Genomic DNA, 24,645 nt, shown 5'->3' with positions numbered 1-24,645 from the left:
ATGGAATGAAAGAGGTGGCCTATGAGTAATGTGCCTGTCGTGACAGCACCTGCCGCAAAAGTGAAGGAGCATAAGCTGAGTCTGAAAGAAAAAGTATCCTATGGTTTTGGAGATTTTGGGAACGGATTTATGTTTGATCTCGGGCAGATCTATTTGCTGAAGTTTTTCACAGATGTCGCAGGCATTCCGGCAGCGTTCGCCGGCAGTATTTTTTTGGTCAGCAAGCTGTTTGCGGCTGTGACTGATCCGATTGTCGGCTCGGCCATTGACTACAGAAAAAAGATCGGACCCCGGGGGAAATTCAGGCCGTACTTATTATTCGGAAGTATTATTCTTGCGGTCATGACCGTATTGATTTTTGTGTCACCGGACGTGAGCGTCACCTGGAAGCTTGTGTACGCCTATGCTTCTTACATGCTGTGGGGGATCGCTTATTCTTTCGTCAATATTCCGTACGGCTCCCTCGGCGCGGCCATTACACAGGATGCGGAGGACAGAACGGCGCTTTCCGCATTCCGCCAGATAGGCTCCCTCGGCGCGCTGCTCATTACAAGTGTCATCGTCATCCCGATTCTTGTTCATTTTGATAACGTTCACATCGGCTACCCGGCAGTCATGGGAATGATGGCCGTAATCGGAATCGCGGGATTTATGATCTGCTACCGAAACTGCAAAGAAAGAATTATCGTCCGTGAAGCGCCGAAAGAAAAGCTGTCCGTCATGTCGGTTTTCAAATGCTTTATCGGCAACAAACCGCTTCTGACCGTCGTTTTCATGACGATTTTCTCAATATCGGCATACAACATTAAATCCGCTATGCTTGTTTACTTCGCCCAGTACAATCTCAACAATGCGGAGCTGATGTCCTACATGAGTTTTATCATCATCGGTTCTTCATTTTTAGGTGTGTTGTTTATGCCGAAACTCGTCAAACGCTTCGGAAAAAAGCAAACGGTGATGATCGGTTTCGCCGTCAGCGCCGCGGCTGATGCGCTGAATTTCTGTCTGCCGTCAAACGTATTTATCTTTACGGCGTTAGCGAGCATTGCTTTTATCGGGATCAGCATACCAAACGGCATTACGTGGGCGCTTGTGTCGGACATTATTGATTACGGGGAATGGAAGACGGGTGAACGGAAGGAGGCGACGACATATTCGCTTTTCAACTTCTCCAGAAAACTCGCCCAATCTTTATCAGGTTTTCTTTCAGGCATCGGGCTGAGCGTTATCGGCTATATCCCGAATGCATCTCAGACAAAAGGCACGCTGATCGGGATTAAAGGGCTTCTGCTGCTGTACCCGGCTTTCGCTTTAGCGTGCGCCATGCTGATTATCGGTTTAATGTATAAACTGACGGACCGGCAGCATGCCGAGCTCGTTCAGGACTTACATCATGCAAAACCTTAACTTTAGTGATTTTATGGACTGTCCGTTAATGGTACAATAGAAATAAATGACAGCATACAGAAAGAAAGGAAAAACGATGGTAACCATAAAAGATATCGCAAAACTCGCCAACGTATCCCACACAACCGTATCCCGGGCACTTAACGGCAGCCCCTACATTAAAGAGCATACAAAACAGAAAATATTAGAGCTCGCTTCACAGCTGAATTACACACCGAATGTAAATGCAAAAAGCCTTGCCATGCAAAAGTCCCATACGATCGGGCTGTTTTTTACAAGCATCACAAACGGAACCTCACACAGCTTTTTTTCCGATACCATCAAAGGTGTAAACCGCACAATCAGTGAGGAATACAATTTGTTCGTCCGCGCGATTGACGACCTGAAAAGCTTTGAAACCATCACGCCCATGAGATATGACGGAATCATTTTAATGAGCCAAAGCGACAGTGATAATTCATTTATTTATCATATCCGCGAGAAAAACATCCCGCTTGTCGTGCTGAACAGGGACATTGATGACCGGAACATCACGAATATCCTGTCAAACGATAAAGAAGGCTCCAGACAGGCGGTCGACTGCCTGATCGCAAACGGACACAGAGATATCGCGATCATTGAGGGAAAGGAAGGATTCAGGTCAACTTCTCAGCGGAAAGAAGGCTATTTGACATCTTTAATTGATCATTCTATTCCGATTAAGCATGAATACAGTGTAAAAGGCCGCTATGATATGGAAAGCGGCAGTCAGGCGATGGAAAAACTCTTGGCGCTTCAATCACCGCCTACGGCTGTTTTTTGTTCAAACGATGATATGGCGATCGGGGCGATGAACGCCATTTTCGCCAAGGGCCTGAACGTTCCGGAAGATATATCCGTTATCGGGTTTGATGACATCGGCATTTCCCAATACATGACGCCGAGGCTTTCGACAGTAAAACGCCCGGTTGAAAACATCAGCATACTTGGCGCAGAGAAGATTTTGGCGCTAATCGCCGACCCGGATACGGCGGCGGAAAAAATATACGAAAACACCGAGGTGATGATAAGAGATTCCATTAAAAAACTCACATAACGGCCCGTCTGATTATCCGGGTTTTCACACGGAGAAATGTTAACGTGTGCATAAATACAGAAGGAGGCGGACAGCTTGCAGCAGCTGAATAAAAAGATGTGCGGCGAATACATTCAATATCCTGAAAAAGTCCTTCAGTTCGGTGAAGGCAACTTTTTGCGGGCTTTCGCTGACTGGCAGATCGATCAATTGAATCAATTGACGGATTTTAACGGAAGCGTTGTCGCCGTACAGCCGAGAGGCTCTGAGAAAATCAAACGTTTAAACGAGCAGGACGGTTTATTTACGCTTTTTTTGCAGGGGATAAAGGACGGAAAACCGGCTGAAGAACACATGATCGTCAAATCCATCAGCCGCGGCATTGATCTTTTTTCTGACTATGATTCCTTTAAACGGCTGGCAGCACAAGAGGATCTTCGTTTTATCATTTCCAATACGACGGAAGCGGGAATTACGTTTGAGAAAGGCGACCGGCTCGAGGATAGACCTCAAAAAACATTCCCCGGGAAATTAGCGGCGTTCCTTTATTTCCGCTATAAGGCATTTGCGGGTGACGCCGAGAAAGGGTGTATAGTGCTTCCATGTGAACTGGTCGAAGAAAACGGCCGGAAACTGAAGGCGGCCGTGCTTCAATATGCCGGGCTGTGGGAGCTGGAACCTGATTTTACTCAATGGATTCATGACGCGAACATCTTCTGCAATACCCTCGTGGATCGGATTGTTCCCGGATTTCCTGTTGATACCGCGGAAGAACTTACCGATTTTCTCGGATACGAAGACCGTCTGCTTGTGGTTGGTGAGCATTATTATTTGTGGGTGATAGAAGGGCCGGAACAGCTTCAGAATGAGCTTCCCTTTGCTGAGGCCGGGCTGAACGCAATGATCACATCTGACCTTACGTCTTACAGGACAAAAAAGGTGAGAATCTTAAACGGCGCTCACACGGCATTGGCGCCAGTGGCTTTACTATACGGACTGCAAACCGTCCGGGAAGCGGCTGAGCACGAGGTGACGGGCAGATTCATTGAAGAGCTGATCAATGAAGAAATCCTCCCTGTGCTGCAAATAGAGGGTGTCACCCAATACGCGGCAGACGTGTTACAGCGGTTTAAAAACCCTTATATCCACCATTATCTGCAAAGCATTACCCTTAACGCCGCCGCGAAATTCAAAACAAGAAACCTGCCGACGCTGAGGGCTTATATCGAACAGGAGGGCCGGCTGCCTGAGAAGCTGGTATTTTCGTTCAGCGCCATGATCTATTCATACTGGAACGGACCGAACAAACCGGCAGACGGCGAGCAGGTTCTTAACCGTTTTCAAATGGCGCGGTCCCGTTGCAAAGATGATATGTTTCAAGCGGCATCTGCCATATTAGGAGAAGAGCGATTGTGGGGGAAGAATCTGAATCATCTTCCGGGGCTGACTGAACGAACGGCTTTTTTTCTGTCTGTCATTCATAAGCGGGGTATGAAGCATGCGTTACATGAATGCTGCGGAAAAAAGGGGGAAGTGAAATGAAAGAGGTCATAAAAATCCATAAAAACGATAACGTGCTTCTCGCCATGCGCCATTTTAACAAAGGAGAGCGGCTGCATACAGACGGACTGACGATTGAAGTGAAGGACCCTGTCAAGCGGGGGCATAAAATCGCGCTGCAAACCATTGAAGAAAACGGCAGCATCATTAAATACGGTTTTTCGATTGGGCGTGCGACAAGGCGGATTTCGGCCGGCGAGCATATTCATACCCATAATCTGCAAACGAATTTATCCGATGTGCAAGAATACACGTATTCACCGCGCTTCGAGGACAATCCTTTTACAAATGAGAACCGGACATTTAAAGGCTACAGAAGAGAAAACGGTACATCCGGCGTCCGGAATGAACTGTGGATCGTGCCTACAGTCGGCTGCGTAAACGGCGTCGCTGAGAAAATCCTGCAGCGCTTCGTAAAAGAGACGAAAGACATCGCTCCCTTTGATAATGTGCTGGTTTTAAAGCATCAATACGGGTGCTCCCAGCTTGGCGATGATCATGAGAATACGAAACAAATGCTGATAAACGCCATCGGCCATCCAAATGCGGGCGGTGTGCTGGTTTTAGGGCTCGGCTGTGAAAATAATGAGCTGGCGGCGATTAGGGAAACCCTTTCTGAAGTGAACGGAGATCGTGTGAAATTTCTCGAATCACAAGCTGTTACAGATGAAATTGAAGCGGGGACTGCGCTTCTTAAAGAAATACACCTTGCGGCAAAGGGAGATAAACGTGAGGAGATTCCGCTGTCAGAATTGAGCATCGGATTGAAATGCGGCGGGTCGGACGGTTTTTCCGGCATCACCGCAAACCCTTTATTAGGGAGATTTTCAGATTACTTGATTGCACAGGGAGGGAGCACGGTCTTAACGGAGGTGCCTGAGATGTTCGGCGCTGAGACGATTCTCATGCAGCGTGCGGCGAGTGAAGAAGTGTTTCATAAAACAGTCCGATTGATCAATGATTTCAAGCAATATTTTATGAAGCACGAGCAGCCGATTTATGAAAACCCGTCACCAGGGAATAAGGAAGGCGGCATTTCAACGCTCGAAGACAAGTCGCTCGGCTGCACCCAAAAAGCCGGTCTTGCACCGGTTTCTGATGTGCTGACATACGGTGAAACACTGAAAACAAAGGGATTGACACTGCTCAGTGCGCCCGGCAATGATTTAATCGCTTCTTCAGCGCTCGCCGCGGCGGGCTGTCACATCGTTTTGTTTACAACCGGAAGAGGCACGCCGTTCGGCACATTTGTCCCGACTGTGAAAGTATCAACAAATACCGATTTATTTCAATCAAAGCCTCATTGGATTGATTACAACGCGGGGAGATTGGCGGAAGACCAAACAACAGAAGATCACATTATAAGAGATTTTATTCAATACATCATCAAAGTTGCAAGCGGAGAATTCGTCAATAACGAAAAAAACGATTTTCGGGAGCTTGCAATCTTTAAGTCCGGTGTGACATTATAAGGGAAAAGGCGATCTGACAACAGACCGCCTTTTCGCCGTTGACTTATCGTTTTGCCTCTTGATGAATTGTGAATATCTATAGTTATAATAAATGGAATGGTGCCTTACATAAAGGAGATTTTTATAATATATATCATTATTATGGAAGATTGATTTTCAGTCACATATTTCAGAGGGGGTCCTAATGAATAACATTTTATACATTGAAGATGATCAAGAAATTGGACAATTTGTAAAGGATGACTTAGAAGATCGGGGCTATATGATGATCTGGCTCACTTCTTCGTATAATTACGAAACATATATAGAAAAGGCAGATCTGATCGTGCTTGATATTATGATGCCCGGTTTAGATGGATTTACAATCGGTCAAAGGATGAAAAAAACACATCCGCAGATCCCGCTCTTGCTTTTAACAGCCAGAACGGGTCTGGAAGATAAGCTGAAAGGCTTAGGATTTGCGGATGATTACGTGACAAAGCCCTTTCATCCCGATGAACTGGCTGCTCGAATCGAAGTATTATTAAGAAGATTTGACAAGACTGCCATTCATGAATTGAAGCTAAAACACTTAAGTGTTCACTTGAAAGAAAAAAGAATTTTAAATCATCAAAGTCATGAGGAAATATTTTTAACTGATAAGCAGTTAAGGATTTTTTTGCTTTTGCTTAGACATCCCAATCAAATATTAACAAAGGAACAAATTTATGAAAATATTTGGGAACAGCCTTATATCGAAGGGGATAAGACGTTGATGGTACATATCCGGCATTTACGGCAAAAAATCGAGATCAATCCAAATGAGCCGGAAATTCTTGAAACAATCAGGGGGATTGGATACAGGATCAAACAATGAAATTATCAACCAAATACCTTATTAATATCGTTGCCTCAACTTTGTTTTTTCCGATAGCCTTTTTAGGCGTGAATTTTCTATACTATGTCACATTAACATACTTGATTGATCACCAAGGGCAAGTACACTATGAACCAAACAAGTTGGAAAGTGATTGGAAGTCTGATGTGGAAGATTTTTCAGGGAAATCCAATCGGGAAATTACGTCTGCTTTCCCGCACATGAAGCAATATAAACACTCTGATATTGTATGGATAAATGATAAGGGAAAGGTGATGTTTTCGAACTCAGAACGGTTGGCCAAAAAAGGTGAGGTCATTCACGTTAGCGAATTGATTAAAATGATAGAACAAAACCAAAAGAAATATTTATTGCTGAGTGCTTATGTAAATGGGAGTGAAGATAGCGGATATGCATTTTTAGAAACTCCGCGCTCAATTATAGGATCTCAATGGGAGGTTATGAGGGCTAAGTATTCCTATATATGGTTTATCGCCTTGATTTTTGTCTGTTCACTTTTTGTCATTAATTCATGGATGTTTTTTGCGAAAATACAGAAAAGGTTAATTTCTTTGGGGAATCATATGAAAAAACAAGATAATGACGGCATACCGGAATTTGTAACAGTTAAACAGAAGGATGAACTGGGCCAAGTGGAATATTCATTCAACCAGATGGTTGAGGAACTAAGGAACAGCAGACAAAAAGAGCGCGAAGAAGGTGAAATCCGCAAAAACTTGATTGCTGATTTATCTCATGATTTAAGGACCCCTCTTACGGTTATAAGAGGGCATACATTTACGTTAAAGAATGAAGTAAACAGTGAAAATGGAAAGCATTCTTTAGGCATCATAAACGATAAAATAACATTTATGGGGGAGTTGATTGACAATTTGTCATCATTTTCTCTTCTTGCCGCAGGTAAATTGCCGCTTCATAAAAAGAGTTGTGACATATTAAAGATTATACGTTCTTCGTTAACAGCTTGGTATCCGATTTTTGAGAAAGAGCACTTTACAATAGATATTGATCTGAAGGAAAACATCGTATGGGAAATAGACGAAACTTGGCTGAAAAGAATTTTGGATAACATTTTTCAAAATATTTTGCGCCATGCTCATTCAGGAAAATACGTTTTAGTACAAACAAAGCTAATTGAAAACAAACCCGTAATCATCATTGAGGATAGGGGCCCGGGAATGAATAATAAATCTGAAAGAAAAGGCGCCGGGATTGGCTTATCGATCATTAATATGATGCTTAAACAAATGGGGCTTGAACATAAAATAAAGAGCAATCAAAACGGAACGGTTTTTATAATTTATCCAAACAGCAGTGAATACGTGAAGCCGTAGAGGCTTCACGTATTTTTTATGTTGAGAAATTTAAACGCAAATTAACCTTGATTATATCTTCTTTTTAACCTCGTAAGTTTATATTATAAACAGAACAAGACGGAAAGGGATGATGAAAAGTGGGAAAGGCTGATCCAGCTTTAATATCCAAAGGTATCAATGTTTCTATAAAAAAGAAAGACATTTTACATGATATAAATTTAACATTGGAAAAAGGAAAAATATATGGTTTATTAGGTCCCAACGGTGCAGGAAAAACCACATTGCTTAAAGTTCTTTTAGGGATATTTCCTCCAACTTCAGTCCCGGCAAGCGATTAATAGCGACATTTTTTCTGCTGCTATGAACTTAGTAACGTTTCAATTCTAGTAATGAAAATGTTAGGTCGCAATAGTCTTATCTTTTTCCCAGACTAATAGGCATATTTGAAAAAATAAAATGTAAATAGAGGATGATTTGACATGGAACAGGTTATTTTTGTGATTTCAATGCTCGCTTTAGGAGTGACACTGATGACATTTTTCGGAATGATTTTGAATGACGGATTAAGAGGAGTATTAAACTTCTCAAGAAAACCCGTAAAATTTATGGCTGGATCATTTCTGGTATACATTGTTATGTTTGCTGTTTATATTTTAATAAGTGTAGGGTAATATTGAACTTTTATATAGGTGCTCATTGGGGGGATTTCCCAAATAAAAAAGCGATCCTGTAGGGACTGACCCCCGTTTTTGAGACAGGGATCAAAACACCTTCATACAGCCAATTGCCGATATTGTATCGGCGATTGGCTGTTTAGTTTTGTTTGAATACGAATATTGTTATAATAATGAATGTATTCTATGGCAGTGCGTTCTACGATGGCGGTCGTAGTTCGATCAATGCTGTTAAGATAGAACGTTTCAGACTTTAGTGAGGAATGAAACGATTCGATGGAGGCATTATCAGCGGGCGTCCCTTTGCGGGACATGCTCATGGTAATGCCTTTTGTTTTAACAGCTTTCTGATACTCATAAGATGTATAAACAGAACCTTGGTCACTATGTAACACGCAGTTTTCAGGAAGTGTTGGCAGCTGATCAAGTGTGTCTAAGACAAAGTCTGTGTCCTGCTTATCTCCAATCGTAAAAGCAATCACTTCTCCATTGTATAAATCCAATATACTGGAAATGTACAATTGTTTCTGTCCATAAGGCAAATATGTGATGTCCGTTACCAGTTTTTCAAGAGGGCGATCAGACTGAAAGTTCCGATCCAATATATTATCGACCACAGAATATGGCTGCCCACTTTTTTTACGCTTTTTCATCTTAACCCGACACTGCCATTGATTTTTCTGCATAATACGTTGAACAGATTTATGATTAATACTTATTCTCTTTTTTAGTATGGCTGTGATTTTTCGATATCCATATCGATACTTGTTTTCTCGGCACAACGTGCCGATTTGTTTCTCCAGTCGTATCTTAGGATTACTCTTAGTCAGATTCTTTCTCCATCTATAATATGAAGTGCGTGAAATATCTAAATGGACACAGATGTCCTGTACCGTCATCGTCTTGCGCAATTCTTCTACCAGTTTGATTGTCGTTTCCCTATCAGCTTCCTTTCCAATTCGTTGTACTTTTTTAACACTTCATTCTGTTGTCTCAGATAACGATTCTCTGCCTGGAGTTTCTCTAATTCAGAAGAATACTCCGGACCCTTTCCATAAGTATATTGCTTTCCAACAGGCTGTTCGAATCGGTGGGTATCCCCAACCTTATGCCATCTAACCCATGTCTGAACCTGAGTCTTATTTTTGATATTCAATTCCTGCATGATCTCTTTCATAGGCACGCCCGCCAATCTCATTCCTACAGCCTTCTGTTTGACTTCAACCGGATAACTCACTCTTGTCCCCATAGAAAAACACCTCCAAGTTTTATTTCGGATAACAACGGTCCGTTTTCAAACTTGAAGGTGTTTTTTGTTTGTCTCATATTATGGGGTCAGTTCCGTAAAGGACGCTTTTTTATATTAATTTGATTCCGCTGATTAAAATAATCGCCGCCATCACAAACTGCAGGGGGCGCGGTGAGAATTTCGGCGAAAAGAAGCTGCCGAGAAGCACACCCGGCACAGAGCCGATCAACAGATTCAATACAAGCAGGTAATCGACGCTTCCGAAGCTTGCGTTTAACAGACCGGCAGCAGTTACGAGCAGAAAGGCATGTGCGATATCCGTTCCCACCACTTCTGCCGTTTTCATTCTGAACAGGTATAACATGGCGATCGCAAATAATGAGCCGGATCCAATAGATGTCAGGCCGACGATGAAGCCGAAAATGACGCCGATCAGTATCATGAGTGTCCGCTTTTCTTCAAGCGTTTTTTGCTGCCAGCGGTTCGGCCGCAGTTTTTTATCGAAAAAAAGGCGGGCGATAATGGAAATGGCGACAAGGGTCAGTACGTAGCCGAGCGCCTGTTTGATAATCTGCTCCTGATGCTGGTGAAAAGCGGGAAACAAGTGAAGAACACCGATGGCGGCTGTTGCGCTGGGAATGCTTCCGAGCGCCAAGTAACCGACAAGTTTAAATTGAACGGTGCGCTGCTTCCAATGAGAAACGACACCGAACAGTTTGGTGATGGAGTTATATAAAAGGTCAGTGCCGACGGCGATTGAGGGGTTGATCCCCAAAACGATCAGTAAAGGAGTCAAGAGCGCTGCTCCTCCCACACCCGTCAATCCGACAAGCGTTCCGACAAAGAAACCCATAAACACAATGCTTACAGTCATCTGTGTGCCTCCTGAATAATCCTACTATTTTTATCAGATTATATATGATTAAGAGGCGGTAATCAATTAAATTTTCGGAAAATTTTATGCAGAACAAAAAATCCGCCAGCCTGCTGTTATGTCGCAGACCGGCGGATGGCCGGATTATGATTTTTGCTGATAAAACGGAAGTTCCGTGTGGCCCATTTCTCTGACATACACGAAAAGATTGCCTTTATGATGAATTTCATGCTCCATGGCAAGCTGAAGGAGAGCCGCGCCGGTCACTTTTCTGCCGAAAGAGGCGGTCAGGTCAATTTCGCGGTTCAGCTGCTCTTCTGTCAGCTGTGACAGGATGTTTGTCGTTTTTTCAGTACACGTTTCAGCCAGTTTGACGAGGTCTGTTTCTGCTTCTTCTTTCGGTTTGTTCTGGATGGCTGATGCGTTTCCGTCGTTAATGACGTTTGCAAACATAAGAAAAGAATAAACCATGTGTTTTACAAGTTCCTGAGCGGACATTGATGTCTCTGCCGGCTTGTAATCGTAATGTTCGCGACTGATTTTTTCCGCCAGCTCAATCGTTACGTTTCGATGTGACAGAAAGTGGCTGACCAACTGATTTTGTGCTGTCATGTGAAAACCCCCATTTGATACAGAATAAAAAGCTGCAAGGATATGCTATATCAACGGCACGGAAGAAACAAGCAATAAGCTTGTGACGGAGATAAATCGTTGCGGATATCCGAAATTCGACAATTGCGGTCTTTTTGCGTTCTTCTTTTTCTAGCAAATATGATAAAATATGACATATCTCGGTCATTCCAAAAGGGGGGATTTATTGAGGATGAAGCAGACTATTCCGTCCTCTTTTGTCGGGCTCAAAATTAATGAATGGTATACCCATATCCGGCAGTTTCACGTTCTTGAGGCGGAGCGCGTCAAACGTGAAGTAGAGAGAGAGATCGAGGATATGGAAGAAGATCAGGATCTGCTGCTGTATTATTCATTAATGGAATTCAGACACCGTGTCATGCTGGATTACATCAAGCCCTTAAAGGAGGACCCTTCTCAGCCTGAGTTTTCAGAATTATTGGAAGACATTGAAGGCAACCAGTATAAACTGACAGGACTGCTTGATTACTACTTTAATTTTTTTCGAGGAATGTACGAATTTAAACAGAAAATGTTCCTAAACGCCATGATGTATTACAAACGGGCTGAAAAAAACCTTGCACTCGTTTCTGATGACATCGAGAAAGCTGAGTTTGCTTTTAAAATGGCCGAGATATTTTACAACCTGAAACAAACCTACGTCTCCATGAGTTATGCCGTTCAAGCCCTTGAAACGTACCAATCGTATGAGACGTACAACGTCCGCAGAATCCAATGTGAATTCGTTATTGCAGGGAATTATGATGACATGCAGTATCCAGAAAGAGCATTGCCCCACTTAGAACTTGCTTTAGATCTTGCAAAACAAGAAGGCAATCCCCGTCTTATCAGTTCAGCCTTATATAATCTCGGAAACTGTTACGAAAAAATGGGAGACCTCTCTAAAGCAGCCGAATATTTTGAGACATCCGTTTCCATTTGCAGGTCAGAAAAGTTCGATAATCTTCCGCATTCTATTTACTCATTAACACAGGTTCTTTATAAACAGAACACTACAGCCGAAGCAGAGAAGCAATACCGCCTCGGGCTCAGTATCGCCCGCGAATACAATGATGAATTGTTTGTGAATCTGTTCCAATTTTTACATGCGTTATACGGCAAGGAAATGGATAACGCATCCGTCAGGCACACGTTTGATTTTCTGGAAGAACACATGCTGTATCCGTATGTAGAAGAATTGGCGCATGATGCTGCCAAATTTTACATGAAACACGGACAGCCTGAAAAAGCGCTCACGTTTTATGAAAAAATGGTGCACGCCCAAAAACAAATCCAGAGAGGAGATTGTCTATATGAAATCTAAACTGTTGTCAGGATTGCTGCTTGTTGCTGTCGGATTCAGCTTTACACAGGTGATCGGCCATGAAAGCCATTTGGAAAACCAAGCGGACGGCACATTCCATATTGCCGCGCGCAACCAAACATAACATAAAGACCCTTCTTTGGAAGGGTCTTATTTTTTGCATGCGTATCCATTCCATTTTTATCCGAATGCAGGGTCTATATGCTCAAGTTATCTGTCCTACGAATGCCACCTATTGATGAAAAAGGCATAAGGAGAGATGAAGAGTGGGGATTGAAGTGAAAAAACGGCTCGTATCGGCTGATAAATATGCGTTAAAATGTCCGAATCCGATGACGCCGGAGTATATTACCATTCATAACACGGCAAACGACGCATCCGCCGCTAATGAAATCAGCTATATGACGGGAAACAGTGAATCAACGAGCTATCATTTTGCGGTTGATGACAAAGAAGTGATCCAGGGAATTCCGTTGGACCGGAATGCCTGGCATTCGGGAGACGGCACGAACGGTACCGGAAACCGAAAGTCGATTGCTATAGAAATCTGTTACAGCAAGTCAGGCGGCGAACGGTACAGAGCCGCAGAAGAACTGGCGATTGCGTTCGCGGCGCAGCTTTTGAAAGAACGGGGCTGGGGGATTGACAGAATCAGAAAGCATCAGGACTGGAACGGAAAGTACTGCCCGCACCGCATTTTGTCTGAAGGCCGCTGGGATGAAGTGAAGGCGAAGATTGAAAAGAAATTAAGCGGGAGTATGCCGGCGAAAAAAGCCTCTATTGCTTCTTCCGCGTCTGAATACCATGTGAAAAAAGGCGACACCTTATCGGAAATCGCCGCATCGCACGGTGTCAGCGTAAAATCGCTGCAAAGCATCAACCATATCACCGATCCGAATCACATTACAGTCGGACAAGTGATCAAGCTCGCTCAGACGGGTTCTTCTTCAAAAAGTCAGGCTGTGTCTTCCTATCCGCTTCCATCCGGTGTGATCAAAGTGACGAAACCGCTGACGAAAGGGACAAACGTAAAACAAGTGCAAAACGCTTTATCCGCTCTTTATTTTTATCCCGATAAAGGAGCAAAAAATCATGGGGCGGACGGCGTTTACGGTCCGAAGACGGCAAATGCCGTAAAACGTTTTCAATCCGTCAGCGGATTAACGGCAGACGGAATTTACGGCCCGAAAACGAAGGCGAAAATTGAAGAAAAACTGTAATCAATAAAACGGAAGCTCTCCGGGCTTCCGTTTCTTCTTACATACAAACTGCTGCAAGGGCCTTTTGAATATCATAAATGCTTTCATCTTTTTTAAACTGCTTTGAGACAGCGGGAAGTTCCGCGCCTGAAATCCAAATTTTCAGCTCTGAATCAAGGTCAAAGCGGCCGGCGGTTTCTACGCTGAATCTGGAAATGCTCTTGTACGGAATGGATTGAATCTCCGTTTTCTTCCCTGTGAGTCCCTGTTTATCAACAAGAATAAGACGCTTATCCGTAAAGACAATGATATCCCGGACGAGCTTAAATGCGGCATTGACATTCTCACCTTCCAGCAGAATACGAGCCAGTTCTGCTTTTGCTTCAGCCGTCGATATTGTCGACGCATTGCCCAGCAATCCATTGATGAATCCCATGATATATCCCCCCCTGATACGTATTCTATCAAATCATACTATAAAAAGGTTTCCATTCCCAGATGAGTAGAGTAAACTGGTGCTGACTGGAAAAGGAGAGCATGCTACACATGAAAGATAGATATGACAATTTCGCAGCCCTTTCTGCTGCTGAATCGGAATACAGAATTATTTATGAAGAAAAAGAGGGAAGTAATTGTATCGTCCTCGCTCCCCACGGCGGCAGGATTGAGCCGGGAGTCAGTGAGCTGGTGCGGGCATTTTCTGACCAAAGCTCAATTTATTTATTTGAAGGAACGAAGCGGTGCGATAACCGTTCTCTCCATTTGACAAGCACACGCTTTGACGAACCCCTGGCTTTAGAAAAAGTGACCGCCCATCATTACGGATTGGCTTTTCATGGGTATCATGATCTGAAAAAGGCAAATACACTCGTCGGGGGCGCGGATCTGGAAAAAGCAAGACTGATTTGTGATCTGCTGCGTGAAGCGGGATTTGATGCCGAGCTGACAGAGAAGAATGATCGGCTGGCAGGTGTAAATCCCGGCAACATTGTCAATCGGACAAAAAGGAAAATGGGGCTGCAATTGGAAGTGAGCACGGCGCAGAGACACGCGCTGTTCAGCAATTTTGGGTGCCGGGGAGAAAAATATACGCCAACCGATCTGTTTTTTCGGTATGTAGAAGCCGTGAAGGCCGGTTTTTATGAGTGAAGAAACGGACTCGCACCGCCTGCCCATTCTTTCATACACTAAGATTGTTTGAAAGAATGGGGGAATGAGTATGTTTTATCATATTAAAGAGCTTCAATACCGCGCAAAGCCGTCTTGTCCTGATCCGGCTTACGCGAAAAAGCTTCAAGAAGTGCTTGGAGGGCAGTACGGTGAGATCAGCGTCATGATGCAATATTTGTTTCAAGGCTTTAACTGCCGTGCCGATGAAAAATATAGAGATTTGCTGCATGATGTCGGAACGGAAGAGATCGGGCATGTGGAAATGCTTGCGACGATGATTTCAAGGCTCTTGGACGATGCGCCGGCTGATGTGCAGGAAAACGCCTATAAAAGTGACCCGGCCGTCGCGGCTGTTATGGGGGGAATGAATCCGCAGCACGCCATTGTTGCAGGTTTAGGCGCAATGGCGGCTGACGCTGAAGGATACCCTTGGAATGCGAAATACATTATTTCCAGCGGGAATTTACTTGCAGATTTTCGGGCAAATTTAAATGCGGAATCCCAGGGACGTCTTCAGGTGACCCGGCTGTATGCGATGACTGACGATCCGGGTGTCAGGGATATGCTGTCCTTTTTAATTGCAAGAGATACGTATCATCAAAATATGTGGTATGCGGCGATAAAAGAGCTGGAAGAAAGAGAACGGGACATTGTTGTACCTGTGACGTTTCCGCGTGAACTCGAAAAGCAGGAAGTGTCGTATGACCTGTTTAACTTTTCCAGAGGAGATGAGAGTTCACAAGGAAGATGGGCCCGCGGTGAAGCCTTTGACGGACGGGGCGAGTTCAGATATATTTCGGCCCCGGTCGCGTTCGCATCTGCGCCTCATCTTAAACCAGCGCCAATGTGGCTTCACAATACTCTTCCTCCGATGTCAAAATGCTGACACTCTGCCGGCGGAGAATCGCTAATTTTCAATAAAATACGGCGTTTTTTCTTCAGCGGCATGCAAGTGTGTCTGTCCGCTTTCATAATACACATTCGGCCGCTTGTCGGATAACAGACAAGCGAGCCGCTTCTGAAATTGAATACCTGCTTTACGCCGTTCAAACAGCTCGAGTCTTTTTTCCGCAAATGATGCCGTCACCCGGAAAGCGGCTGCGATTAAAATAACGGCATGGCTTCTCCGTTGGGGAAGCTCCATGTTTAACAGCATAAAGGTCGGCACACAGAAGTGGTACATAAAATGGTTGGCCTGAAATTCCTGCAGTTCCCTGAACAGCTTGTTCATATGAAAATGGTTGCCGGTATGCTTCAGCACATGGCACAGTTCGTGCGCAAAATCCTGCCATTGCTCTTCGGGTGACTTTCTTTGATTCAGGACGATGCTGTACATGCCGTCCCGCTTCAGCATCATACTGTGCGTATCTTCAAAATGAATCCAAATGTCAAGCTCCTTGGCAATCATCTGCATATCAATATGGAGAGGGGCGGTCATTCCCATGCGGCAATATAAGTTTTTGACGTATTCCTCAAGATGTGTTAAAAAATCGCCCAATTGAATACACCCTTTCGAACTTATGTTCTTTTTCAAGCGAGAAAGAAAAGCCCTGATCGGACTTTGAATCAATTCCCTTTTCTTTTAAAAATAAACATTCAGCTTTTATATCGGCTGAACGTTAAGCAATTTAAAGGAAAAGAGCGGATTATTTATGTTTCGGCCTGCGGTTTTTCTCTTTTTCTTTTAAATAATTAATGAATTCAATGGCCTGCTGCTTGCTTTCCGGGGAAAAGTCCTGCATGTCCCGATATGCGATCTGCAGGTCGGGATCGGCAAACATGTCTTCATCTGAAGGTTCTTTTCCGGTTAACAAATAATCAGTCGACACTTTGAAATAATCCGCAAGCTTTTGCAGCGTGTCGTAATCGGGTTCAGATCGGCCGTTTTCATAATGAGAATATCTGGCGCGCGAGACACCGATATGATTTGCGACTTCTTCCTGTGTTTTCTTTCCTCTGAGACTCTTTAATCTTCCGCCTATCATCCGAATGACCTCTCTTTTTTCAACACCCTAAGTTACTTATGATTATAGATACAAAATGTATCAAAATAAAGAGATGATAAAAAAAGTATCAAAAAGGTCTTGATGATACGAAAAGTATCGTATATAATCAACATCATAAGGATACGAAATGTATCAAAATACGATAAGAAATTGATCAGGAGGGTGAGAGATGAAGCCGATAATCATCCGTTTCAGCAGCAATCCGGCTGACCAGAGATGTTTAGGAAAAGCAGGCGGTTCGATATCTTTTACCGCTTGCGGACTTCCGGTATTCCGATTTGATAACCGATTGCAGTATGAACGCTATATAGGTCTGAAGAAAAACGGAGACGTCCCTTATGAGTCGTAAAAGCTACCCGTTTTTCATCTATTCCGGATTATTGAATTCAGAACATTACGACAAAATAGGATCCGCCATTTGGCTGTTTTTATGGTTCATCAGCTCAACGACAAAGGAACACGTAAAAGACGGTGTAAAGTGGGGGATCGTCCTTGGTCATAAGCCCGTAAAAGCAAGAGAGATGGCCGATGTATTTGCCGTCAGCGAAAAAACCGTCAGACGGTGGCTTGAGGTTTTGGAACAGCATGAATATATCAAAACCGTACGCGCCCCTTACGGACTCATCGTCTCCGTAAAGCACTCGAAAAGATTCACGCCGAAAAAGACATTGACCCGCCCAGAAGCAACTGACCGGACAATATCGGCGGATCACCGGGACAAAAATGTCCGGAGAGAAATAGATATAACAAAAAATCATACTGCTGAAGAAGCGATTAACGACATTGCCGCCCATTTTATCAGATTAAGGTCTGTACAGGAGGGGCGGAGCGTATACCCGTCGCCCCGGGATTATCAGGCCATCGCCCGTATTGTTTCCCTCGGTGCGTCAGCACAAGAAGCAATCAAATGGCTCGGCGAATGCTTTACCGCTTTTGAACAGCGGCGTACATCTTCAGCTGAAACGATCAAGGCTTTCAGCTATTGCGCCAAGTATATGGAAGACCGCTTGAATGCACGAATTGCGGGAAGGACAATCACAACAAAAAAAGAGAGGAATACGATACATGACAAAACGAACGATCGAGCAGATACTGGCCGACCTGAAAAACGGAAAACGTCCATTACTGGCGGACAGACCGGAAGAATCAGACGAAAGCCGCTTTGACTGTCCGCTCTGTAAAGATCAGGGCGGTTATCTCAAAAACCAGCTGGGAATGGATGTGTGGGTTAAGTGCCGCTGCGCCGCCGAACGAAAAGCAGAGCGCATCCTCAGCGCAAGTGAGATTACAGGCGCCTTTCGGAAGCTGGACTTCAAAGGATTTATCACGCGGGGCAAGCCTCAGGCAGTCGTCGACGCATATGAGTGCGCCCTTGAATATGTTGAAAACTTCGACAAGATTAAAAACTGCCGGAAAAACAGCATTGCCCTTTTAGGGCGTCCGGGGTCGGGAAAAACCCATCTTTTGACCGCTCTCAGCAATTATGTCATGAGACAGATGCAGACACCCGTGCTGTATTTTCCTTTTGTGGAGGGCTTTACGGATTTAAAAAATGATTTTGATCTGCTTGATGAAAAGCTTGGCCGTATGAAACAGGCGGATGTGCTTTTTATTGACGATCTGTTCAAACCGCTGAACGGAAAACCCCGGGCGACCGATTGGCAGATTGAACAAATGTACGCCGTCGTAAATTACCGCTATTTAAATCATAAGCCGGTTCTTATCTCGAGCGAGCTGGCCTGTGACGGACTGGTGCAGGTTGATGAAGCCTTGGGCACAAGAATTTATGAGATGTGCAGCGATTATTTAGTCATCATTAATGGCAATTCATTTGACGTAAACCACAGATTAGAGGGGGCGAGATAATGTGTAAGCTGTGCGGGCCGAAGAAGGTCATTGTGACGGAAACGGGTTTCGGCGCTGTCTTTCACCCTTGCCCGAACTGCAAAACAGGCACTGATTTAACGCCGGTCATTAAACGTCTTGAGCGAATGGTTCAAGACGCAAAAGCGAGGCTTGATGCACGTGTATAAATATATTAAATGGCTTTTTTGCCTGCTGTTCAGGGCGAAACGGATAGAAAAGCAAATTGAAGCATGGCATGAGGCTGATGGAAAGTGAGGATAACCATTGCAAGAAAAACACAGCCCCGCTCCATGGCGGGCCGTACACAGCGGAAAAGAAAAACCCATTTACATTTATTCCGCTTACAGCGAAGCGGATAAAGAGAAGTTCCCTTATTCAAACGGAAGGCTCATCGCGGCCGTTTTCAACTTAAGTTCATACTCTCAGCAGATCAACGCGGCATTGATGGCAAAAGCCCCGGAACTTTTTGAGGCGGCCGAAACGGCTCTCCGCCTGCTCCGGGGAGAAAGTTCTGAAGAAAAAGAAGCGTTCATAAATGAGCTCGGAAGCCTCATACATGAAGTAAACATCCTGAAAAAAACGGAGGACGTAAAACATGAATCCTAAAAAACTGACTGACATTGAACATACAACATTACAAAGCCAGCTGGAAGAAGGCAAGGTTCGGGTGATTATTGTAGACGGACTGAAGAAGGAAGCATGGCTCGCCGAAGCGCCGGAGCACGGCAAAACGCTTGTCGAAACGAGAAAAGGAGATCTGGCCCGGGTCGAATATGAAATCGGCTTTAAATTGAATTAATCGAAAAAAACAGAATACGTCCAAGACGGAAAGCCTGCGGACACTGATCAATCGCGTATATGCTGCGCATTGGTTGGTGTCCTTTTTTTGTTCCGAAAAAGAGGAGGATCTGCATGGAAGACTTACTATTTGAATATAAACGCACGCTGAAAGAGACGAAAAAGTGGTACAAGCAGCTGGAGGAAGCCGATGAAACGGTGCTTACTTCAGAAGAACTGAAAGATAAAAAAATCATCAGAACGATCATTACAGATGTGGAATATGTCATCGAATGGCTTGAAAAAGGCCGGCAGCCCGGCATAAGAAGAGCGATAGACCGAAGAGACGCTTATCAGAGAATGCTGATTAAAGATCCGAGAATCATAGAAACCTATTCGCAGGCGCTGATGTTTGAACCGTCCGCAAATGTGACTGAAGAAGACAGAATCAGACTGCGGGACGCATTAGCCGTTTTAACGGATAGAGAAAAAGAAATGCTGCTGCTCCACAAAGCGGAATGCTTTTCATATGAACGGATCGCCGCCTTGCTGAACGTAAAGAAATCAACCGTACAGACGACGGTCAAACGGGCGCTTCTGAAAATTCAAAAACAGCAGGAACAAAGAAAAAGAAATCAATCGCCTGCTTCATAAGTTGTCATACGTTTGCCACCTAGAAGTGAACAGACGATCACAAAAAGCGGCCCGATTAGAAGCCGCTTTTTATTATAGACAATCATGTCGGAGGTGGCGGTGATGCCGTAGCATGAAAAACGCAAAAAGAAAACAGGCATTTACAATCTATCAGTCTCATAAAGGCCGCATCACAAATCGCGCCCTTGCCGGCAAATCAGGCGTATCCGCAAGAACGATCGGCAGATGGAAAAAAGAAGGGCGCTGGGACGAGGCGCTTCATAAGAATGCGGAAAGCGGCGAAAAAAACAACCCGGGCGAAGGTGATGAGTTAAACGAACGCCAGCGGCTGTTTTGTCTTTATTATGTGAAAAGCTTTAACGCCACCCAATCTGCGATAAAAGCCGGGTATTCACCGGAAAGCGCGCATGTGACGGGAAGCAGGCTGTTAAAAAACGAAAAAGTCGCCAAAGAAATCAGCCGCATGAAAAAGGAAATGGTCAATAAAGTGTTTGTCGAAGCGATGGACGTTCTTCAAGTCTATGTGAAAATCGCTTTCGCCGACATTACCGATTATGTAACCTTCGGAAAAAAAGAGGTTCAGGCCTTCGGAAAATCAGGGCCGCTCTTTGACGAAAATGATAAGCCGATTATGCAGGAAATCAGCTACGTTGACGTTAAAGATTCGCACCTTCTGGACGGAACCATCGTCACAGAAGCAAAACTCGGAAAAGAGGGCATTGCAATCAAGCTTGCCGACAAGATGAAAGCTCTTGAAAAGCTGTCCTTGTACTTTGACCTTTTCCCTGATCAATTTAAACAAAAAATCGAAAATGAAAAATTAAAGCTGGCACAGCAGAAGATGGAAAAAACAGAAGACAGCCAAAAGCCGATTGACATTGTCATTACGCGGAAAGAGGAACGGTCATGATTGAAAAAGCGGTGAACCCGCGCTTTGAAGATTATTTGTTCAATTGGAATGAAACGTACCAATTTCTCGTCGGAGGCTACGGCTCGTCAAAAAGCTATCATACCGCGCTGAAAATCATCCTGAAGCTGCTTCGTGAAAAGCGGACGGCGCTTGTCGTGCGGGAAGTTTTCGATACGCACAGAGATTCTACTTTTGCCTTGTTTGAAGATATTATCGGGGAGCTTGAGCTGGGACATGCCGTAAAGGCCGTGTCTTCACCGATGCAGCTGAGATTTTCAAACGGAAGCCGGATTATGTTTAAAGGGATGGACAACCCGGCCAAATTGAAATCCATTCATCATATTTCACTGATTTGGATTGAAGAATGCTCTGAAGTGAAGTATGAAGGCTTTAAGGAGCTGATCGGGCGTCTGCGCCATCCCGAGCTTTCGCTTCATATGATATGCACCACAAATCCCGTCGGCACCTCCAATTGGACGTACCGGCATTTTTTTCGTGATGAGCAAAAAAAACGCTTCGTATTGGATGATCAGACGCTGTATGAAAAAGGCACCGTCGTTAAGGGAGATACGTATTACCACCATTCCACAGCGTGCGATAATCTGTTTTTGCCGAAAAGCTATATTAAGCAGCTGGACAGTTTACGGCATTACGATCCCGATTTATACCGGATCGCCCGCAAAGGACAGTTCGGCGTCAATGGCATCCGCGTGTTTCCGCAGTTTCAGGTCATGGAGCACAACGAAGTAACGGAGCGGATTGCTTCCATCAGACGCCCCCTGTTTCGGACCGGCATGGATTTCGGATTTGAAGAGTCATACAATGCGGTCATCCGGCTTGCCGTCGATCCGGATCAAAAAGAGCTTTATATTTTCTGGGAGTATTACAAAAACAAAATGACCGATGATCAGACAGCTGAGGAGCTTCAGGAATTGGCGGAACAAAAAGAGCTGATCAAAGCGGATTCGGCTGAGCCGAAAAGCATCCAATATTTTCGCAGGCAGGGCTTTTGCATGGTTGCGGCCAAAAAGTTTCCGGGCTCAAGACTTCAGTATACAAAAAAACTGAAACGGTTCAAACACATCTATTGCTCAGACAGCTGTCAACATACGATCCGCGAATTGCAGAACTTAACGTACGCAAAAAACAAAAACGGCGTTCTGTCGGAAGATGAGTTTTCAATTGATCCCCACACACTTTCAGCCATTTGGTATGCGCTGGATGACTATGACGCGGCGGATTTGAAAGATGCATCACAAAAACGGAGACGTCCGAATCGGGAAAGGAGGAGGTAGGCGTTGCCGAACTATCAAAACGTTAGAGCCACCGTCTTTAAATCAAAAATGGCCGCGCCGCAGGCAAGGCAGATGAACGAAGATCAATTTGCCGATCTGTACGGCGAAGACATCATTTCACCGCCCTATAATCTCATTGAACTGAAAACAATCGCCGAATACTCGACGATTCTTCAGCAGTGCATTGACGCGTATCGGGTCAATATTACGGGTTTTGGGTTTGATGTGGAATATACCTTTGATGTAAATAGCCCGGATTGCTCCCCGTCAAAAAAGGCCCGGGCCGAAAAAAACTGGATGAAGCTGGAGAGCTTTTACAAATGTCTTCATTTTGATGAATCGGCCGAGACGATCCTCGGATATGCGATAGAAGACCGTGAAAAAACGGGCAACGGTTTTCTCGAAGTGCTTCGGGACGGGGCGGGAAAACCGGCGGGGATTGAATATCTGGATGTGAAACATATGCGCGTGTGCGGTGTGACTGATCCTGTTGAAGTCACATTTTCATATGAAGAAAACGGCGCATCCAAAACGATTAAAAGGCAAAAACGGTTCCGTAAATATGTTCAGATGCTGAACGGTCGGAAAGTGTTTTTTAAGGAATACGGCGACCCCCGCATGATGGACATGAGAACCGGCGAATACGTAAAGACCCTGTCTGAAGAATACCGGGCAAATGAAGCCATTCACTTAAAAATCGGCAGCGGCACTTACGGAATTCCGCGCTGGGTCGGCAATATCGTCAATCTGTACGGCGCCCGGAAAGCGGAAGAACTGAATTTTATGTATTTCAAGCAGGGCCGTCACGTGCCGGCCGCCATTACGGTTGAAAACGGCATGCTGTCAGAAGCATCGTACAAAGAGCTCCAGGATTATATGAATGACCTGGAAGGGGTGGAAAACGCCCACAAGTTTCTGCTGATTGAGGCGGAAGGCATTGCGAAGGAAAAAGACCTTCACGGAGGCGAAGATATTACGCCCGTGTCTGTGGAAATTAAATCACTTGCGGAAATTCTGCAGGATGATGCGCTGTTTCTTGAATATGACGACAAAAGCAGAAATAAACTCCGTTCCGCTTTCCGTCTCCCGCCGCTTTATACGGGCGAGGCGCAGGAATACAACAAAGCCACCGCCGATACGGCACGGAAAATAACGGAGGAGCAGGTGTTTCAGCCGGAGCGGAAAACGCTGATTAATAAGCTCAACACGTTATTTTTGCCTGAACTGGGTCTCCACGATGTACAGCTCACATTAAAAGGGCCTGATTTTCGCGATCCGCTTGAAATTGCGAAGGTGCTTACGCCATTTATTTCCGCCGGCGCGGTCTCTCCTAATGACCTCCGTGATCTGGCCGGAAGAGTGCTCGGCAAGACGCTTGAGGAATGGCCTGAAGAGTACTACAGCCGGCCGGTGCTGAAAGGGAAAAAGGAGCAATCCTGAAAGGGGGTGAAAACATCTCGTGCCGAGAGAATTGAGAAATGCCGTCATCAGTTTTGTGAGCTATGTCGATAAGGCGGCGAACCAAACGGAATTCTTTTTTACAAAATCAGCCGGAGGCCTTCCGTCATTTGAAAAAAAGGTGCAGGTGTTTACAAAAAACGAATCGGATGAGCAGAAGCTTGTTTACGGCATCGTTTACGAGCCGGATGTCCCGGATGCCCATGGTGATTATATGACGGCTGAAGAGATTGAAAAGGCCGCCCACGGTTTTTTGGCGGACGCCCGCAACATCGATACAAATCATAATTTTGAAGGCGGGACCGGCGAGGTGGTAGAGTCGTACGTCGCTCCGGATGACTTTGAAATCGGGAATGCTGTGATCCGGAAAGGATCTTGGGTGCTTGTCACCAAAGCTTCCGATGAAGTATGGGATCAGATTAAAGCCGGTATCATTACGGGCTACAGCATGGCGGGAACCGCTGACGTTTACGAAGAGCCGGCAGAAAAGCAAGCCGGCTTATTCGGCGCGGTCAAGCAATTTCTCGACCGTGACCGCAAATCAAGAAACCGCAAGGGAGAGGACTTGAACAAGATGAGAAAAGAAGACGTAAGAGAATCGATTGAACACGCGCTGCACCCGCTTTTAAAGCGGCTTGACAGCTTGGACCAAAACACGGAAGACAAAGACGGGGCGGCTGCGCCGTCTGATGAAGAAAAGCTGAAAACGCTTGTTGAGGACATGCTCGCCCCGATTATTAAACGCATTGAAGCGCTTGAAAAAGTAAGAGGCGCATCAAAGCAGCCGGAAGAAGAGACGGGCGGCCAAGAGCCTGTTAAAAAATCCATTTGGAGCGGACTGCTTTAAGCCCAGTCAGAAGGAGGAACTGTAGA

29 protein-coding genes and 1 pseudogene are annotated in these 24,645 nt (G+C 44.9%); 24 read left to right on the top strand and 6 right to left on the bottom strand.

Annotated elements, in window-relative coordinates:
* The first annotated feature begins 21 nt into the window (after positions 1–21).
* The 8 genes and pseudogenes from BZ167_RS03290 to BZ167_RS03255 all read left to right on the top strand — a co-directional run bounded on the left by BZ167_RS03290 (position 22) and on the right by BZ167_RS03255 (position 8,357).
* Positions 22–1,407, top strand: coding sequence for an MFS transporter (locus tag BZ167_RS03290; protein ID WP_053573479.1), 1,386 nt, complete (start codon positions 22–24; stop codon positions 1,405–1,407).
* A 76-nt stretch (positions 1,408–1,483) separates the two neighbouring features.
* Positions 1,484–2,482, top strand: coding sequence for a LacI family DNA-binding transcriptional regulator (locus BZ167_RS03285; RefSeq protein ID WP_061861392.1), 999 nt, complete (start codon positions 1,484–1,486; stop codon positions 2,480–2,482).
* 75 nt (positions 2,483–2,557) lie between these two features.
* Positions 2,558–4,003, top strand: coding sequence for a tagaturonate reductase (locus tag BZ167_RS03280; RefSeq protein WP_061861393.1), 1,446 nt, complete (start codon positions 2,558–2,560; stop codon positions 4,001–4,003).
* Positions 4,000–5,493 (top strand): UxaA family hydrolase, encoded by a 1,494-nt coding sequence (locus BZ167_RS03275; protein ID WP_060675172.1) that lies wholly within the window; start codon positions 4,000–4,002, stop codon positions 5,491–5,493. Before BZ167_RS03280 ends, BZ167_RS03275 begins: the two co-directional genes overlap by 4 nt.
* A gap of 184 nt (positions 5,494–5,677) precedes the next feature.
* Complete coding sequence (locus BZ167_RS03270; protein WP_060561818.1) at positions 5,678–6,349, top strand: response regulator transcription factor; 672 nt, start codon at positions 5,678–5,680, stop codon at positions 6,347–6,349.
* Complete coding sequence (locus tag BZ167_RS03265) at positions 6,346–7,704, top strand: HAMP domain-containing sensor histidine kinase (RefSeq protein ID WP_060675173.1); 1,359 nt, start codon at positions 6,346–6,348, stop codon at positions 7,702–7,704. The genes BZ167_RS03270 and BZ167_RS03265 overlap by 4 nt, the downstream gene beginning before the upstream one ends.
* A gap of 119 nt (positions 7,705–7,823) precedes the next feature.
* Positions 7,824–8,006, top strand: a pseudogene (locus BZ167_RS20065) (ATP-binding cassette domain-containing protein); the annotation flags it as partial.
* A gap of 159 nt (positions 8,007–8,165) precedes the next feature.
* The gene (locus BZ167_RS03255; protein ID WP_015417277.1) at positions 8,166–8,357 is read left to right on the top strand and encodes a hypothetical protein; all 192 of its coding nucleotides are present in this window, start codon (positions 8,166–8,168) and stop codon (positions 8,355–8,357) included.
* A gap of 101 nt (positions 8,358–8,458) precedes the next feature.
* Here BZ167_RS03255 and BZ167_RS03250 read toward each other — a convergent pair.
* From BZ167_RS03250 to BZ167_RS03240, 3 genes are all read right to left on the bottom strand, one after another.
* Positions 8,459–9,609 (bottom strand): IS3 family transposase gene (locus BZ167_RS03250; RefSeq protein ID WP_148660084.1). Its coding sequence is split into 2 segments (ribosomal slippage): positions 8,459–9,336 and positions 9,336–9,609, totalling 1,152 coding nucleotides; the frame shifts between segments, so codons are not numbered across the junction.
* Positions 9,610–9,718: 109 nt separating this feature from the next.
* The gene (locus BZ167_RS03245) at positions 9,719–10,483 is read right to left on the bottom strand and encodes a sulfite exporter TauE/SafE family protein (protein ID WP_007610763.1); all 765 of its coding nucleotides are present in this window, start codon (positions 10,481–10,483) and stop codon (positions 9,719–9,721) included.
* A gap of 144 nt (positions 10,484–10,627) precedes the next feature.
* Positions 10,628–11,095 carry a DinB family protein gene (locus BZ167_RS03240; protein WP_015417279.1) on the bottom strand — a complete coding sequence of 156 codons (468 nt, stop codon included), beginning with the start codon at positions 11,093–11,095 and terminating at the stop codon, positions 10,628–10,630.
* 205 nt (positions 11,096–11,300) lie between these two features.
* Between BZ167_RS03240 and BZ167_RS03235 the strand changes: the two genes are divergently transcribed.
* From BZ167_RS03235 to BZ167_RS03230, 3 genes are all read left to right on the top strand, one after another.
* Positions 11,301–12,437 carry a Rap family tetratricopeptide repeat protein gene (locus BZ167_RS03235; RefSeq protein WP_087920760.1) on the top strand — a complete coding sequence of 379 codons (1,137 nt, stop codon included), beginning with the start codon at positions 11,301–11,303 and terminating at the stop codon, positions 12,435–12,437.
* The gene (locus BZ167_RS20060; RefSeq protein ID WP_003154881.1) at positions 12,427–12,561 is read left to right on the top strand and encodes a PhrA family phosphatase inhibitor; all 135 of its coding nucleotides are present in this window, start codon (positions 12,427–12,429) and stop codon (positions 12,559–12,561) included. Before BZ167_RS03235 ends, BZ167_RS20060 begins: the two co-directional genes overlap by 11 nt.
* A gap of 142 nt (positions 12,562–12,703) precedes the next feature.
* Positions 12,704–13,657, top strand: coding sequence for an N-acetylmuramoyl-L-alanine amidase (locus BZ167_RS03230; protein ID WP_015417280.1), 954 nt, complete (start codon positions 12,704–12,706; stop codon positions 13,655–13,657).
* A gap of 37 nt (positions 13,658–13,694) precedes the next feature.
* Here BZ167_RS03230 and BZ167_RS03225 read toward each other — a convergent pair whose 3' ends face one another.
* A complete protein-coding gene (locus BZ167_RS03225; protein ID WP_007610770.1) occupies positions 13,695–14,072 on the bottom strand; it encodes a PH domain-containing protein in 378 nt (125 codons plus the stop codon).
* Between the two features lie 110 nt (positions 14,073–14,182).
* Between BZ167_RS03225 and BZ167_RS03220 the strand changes: the two genes are divergently transcribed.
* Positions 14,183–14,785: a poly-gamma-glutamate hydrolase family protein gene (locus tag BZ167_RS03220; RefSeq protein ID WP_060674872.1), complete on the top strand. Its 603-nt coding sequence runs from the start codon at positions 14,183–14,185 to the stop codon at positions 14,783–14,785.
* Positions 14,786–14,855: 70 nt separating this feature from the next.
* Positions 14,856–15,692, top strand: coding sequence for a manganese catalase (locus BZ167_RS03215; protein WP_015417282.1), 837 nt, complete (start codon positions 14,856–14,858; stop codon positions 15,690–15,692).
* Between the two features lie 21 nt (positions 15,693–15,713).
* Here BZ167_RS03215 and BZ167_RS03210 read toward each other — a convergent pair whose 3' ends face one another.
* Positions 15,714–16,304 carry an ImmA/IrrE family metallo-endopeptidase gene (locus tag BZ167_RS03210; protein ID WP_007407286.1) on the bottom strand — a complete coding sequence of 197 codons (591 nt, stop codon included), beginning with the start codon at positions 16,302–16,304 and terminating at the stop codon, positions 15,714–15,716.
* 148 nt (positions 16,305–16,452) lie between these two features.
* A complete protein-coding gene (xre, locus tag BZ167_RS03200) occupies positions 16,453–16,791 on the bottom strand; it encodes an HTH-type transcriptional regulator Xre (protein ID WP_003154871.1) in 339 nt (112 codons plus the stop codon).
* A 190-nt stretch (positions 16,792–16,981) separates the two neighbouring features.
* On the opposite strand from xre, the gene BZ167_RS03195 reads away from it, so the two are divergent.
* From BZ167_RS03195 to BZ167_RS03150, 11 genes are all read left to right on the top strand, one after another.
* Positions 16,982–17,161 carry a hypothetical protein gene (locus BZ167_RS03195; protein WP_031378816.1) on the top strand — a complete coding sequence of 60 codons (180 nt, stop codon included), beginning with the start codon at positions 16,982–16,984 and terminating at the stop codon, positions 17,159–17,161.
* Positions 17,151–17,978: a hypothetical protein gene (locus tag BZ167_RS03190; RefSeq protein WP_040238252.1), complete on the top strand. Its 828-nt coding sequence runs from the start codon at positions 17,151–17,153 to the stop codon at positions 17,976–17,978. Before BZ167_RS03195 ends, BZ167_RS03190 begins: the two co-directional genes overlap by 11 nt.
* Positions 17,878–18,678 (top strand): ATP-binding protein, encoded by an 801-nt coding sequence (locus tag BZ167_RS03185; RefSeq protein ID WP_060674874.1) that lies wholly within the window; start codon positions 17,878–17,880, stop codon positions 18,676–18,678. Before BZ167_RS03190 ends, BZ167_RS03185 begins: the two co-directional genes overlap by 101 nt.
* Positions 18,678–18,845, top strand: coding sequence for a hypothetical protein (locus BZ167_RS20290; RefSeq protein ID WP_003154863.1), 168 nt, complete (start codon positions 18,678–18,680; stop codon positions 18,843–18,845). Before BZ167_RS03185 ends, BZ167_RS20290 begins: the two co-directional genes overlap by 1 nt.
* A 97-nt stretch (positions 18,846–18,942) precedes the next feature.
* On the top strand, positions 18,943–19,284 hold the full coding sequence (locus BZ167_RS03180; RefSeq protein ID WP_007407281.1) for an XkdD/Y8K6 family phage-associated protein: 342 nt from the start codon (positions 18,943–18,945) through the stop codon (positions 19,282–19,284).
* The gene (locus BZ167_RS03175; RefSeq protein WP_007407280.1) at positions 19,274–19,477 is read left to right on the top strand and encodes an XtrA/YqaO family protein; all 204 of its coding nucleotides are present in this window, start codon (positions 19,274–19,276) and stop codon (positions 19,475–19,477) included. Before BZ167_RS03180 ends, BZ167_RS03175 begins: the two co-directional genes overlap by 11 nt.
* Before the next feature lie 113 nt (positions 19,478–19,590).
* The gene (locus BZ167_RS03170) at positions 19,591–20,109 is read left to right on the top strand and encodes a sigma-70 family RNA polymerase sigma factor (RefSeq protein ID WP_061890554.1); all 519 of its coding nucleotides are present in this window, start codon (positions 19,591–19,593) and stop codon (positions 20,107–20,109) included.
* A 112-nt stretch (positions 20,110–20,221) separates the two neighbouring features.
* Positions 20,222–21,019, top strand: coding sequence for a terminase small subunit (locus tag BZ167_RS03165; RefSeq protein WP_061890555.1), 798 nt, complete (start codon positions 20,222–20,224; stop codon positions 21,017–21,019).
* Entirely contained in the window at positions 21,016–22,314 is a 1,299-nt protein-coding gene (locus tag BZ167_RS03160) for a PBSX family phage terminase large subunit (protein ID WP_061890556.1), read from the top strand. Before BZ167_RS03165 ends, BZ167_RS03160 begins: the two co-directional genes overlap by 4 nt.
* Before the next feature lie 48 nt (positions 22,315–22,362).
* Complete coding sequence (locus tag BZ167_RS03155; protein ID WP_094031916.1) at positions 22,363–23,754, top strand: phage portal protein; 1,392 nt, start codon at positions 22,363–22,365, stop codon at positions 23,752–23,754.
* 19 nt (positions 23,755–23,773) lie between these two features.
* Positions 23,774–24,619: an XkdF-like putative serine protease domain-containing protein gene (locus BZ167_RS03150; RefSeq protein ID WP_015417286.1), complete on the top strand. Its 846-nt coding sequence runs from the start codon at positions 23,774–23,776 to the stop codon at positions 24,617–24,619.
* Positions 24,620–24,645: the final 26 nt, after the last annotated feature.

The organism is Bacillus sp. 275 (assembly GCF_001999205.1).
Classification (GTDB): Bacteria; Bacillota; Bacilli; order Bacillales; family Bacillaceae; genus Bacillus; species Bacillus velezensis.
Note: the sequence above shows the minus strand (reverse complement) of the source record. Positions and strands in the feature narration are given on the sequence as shown.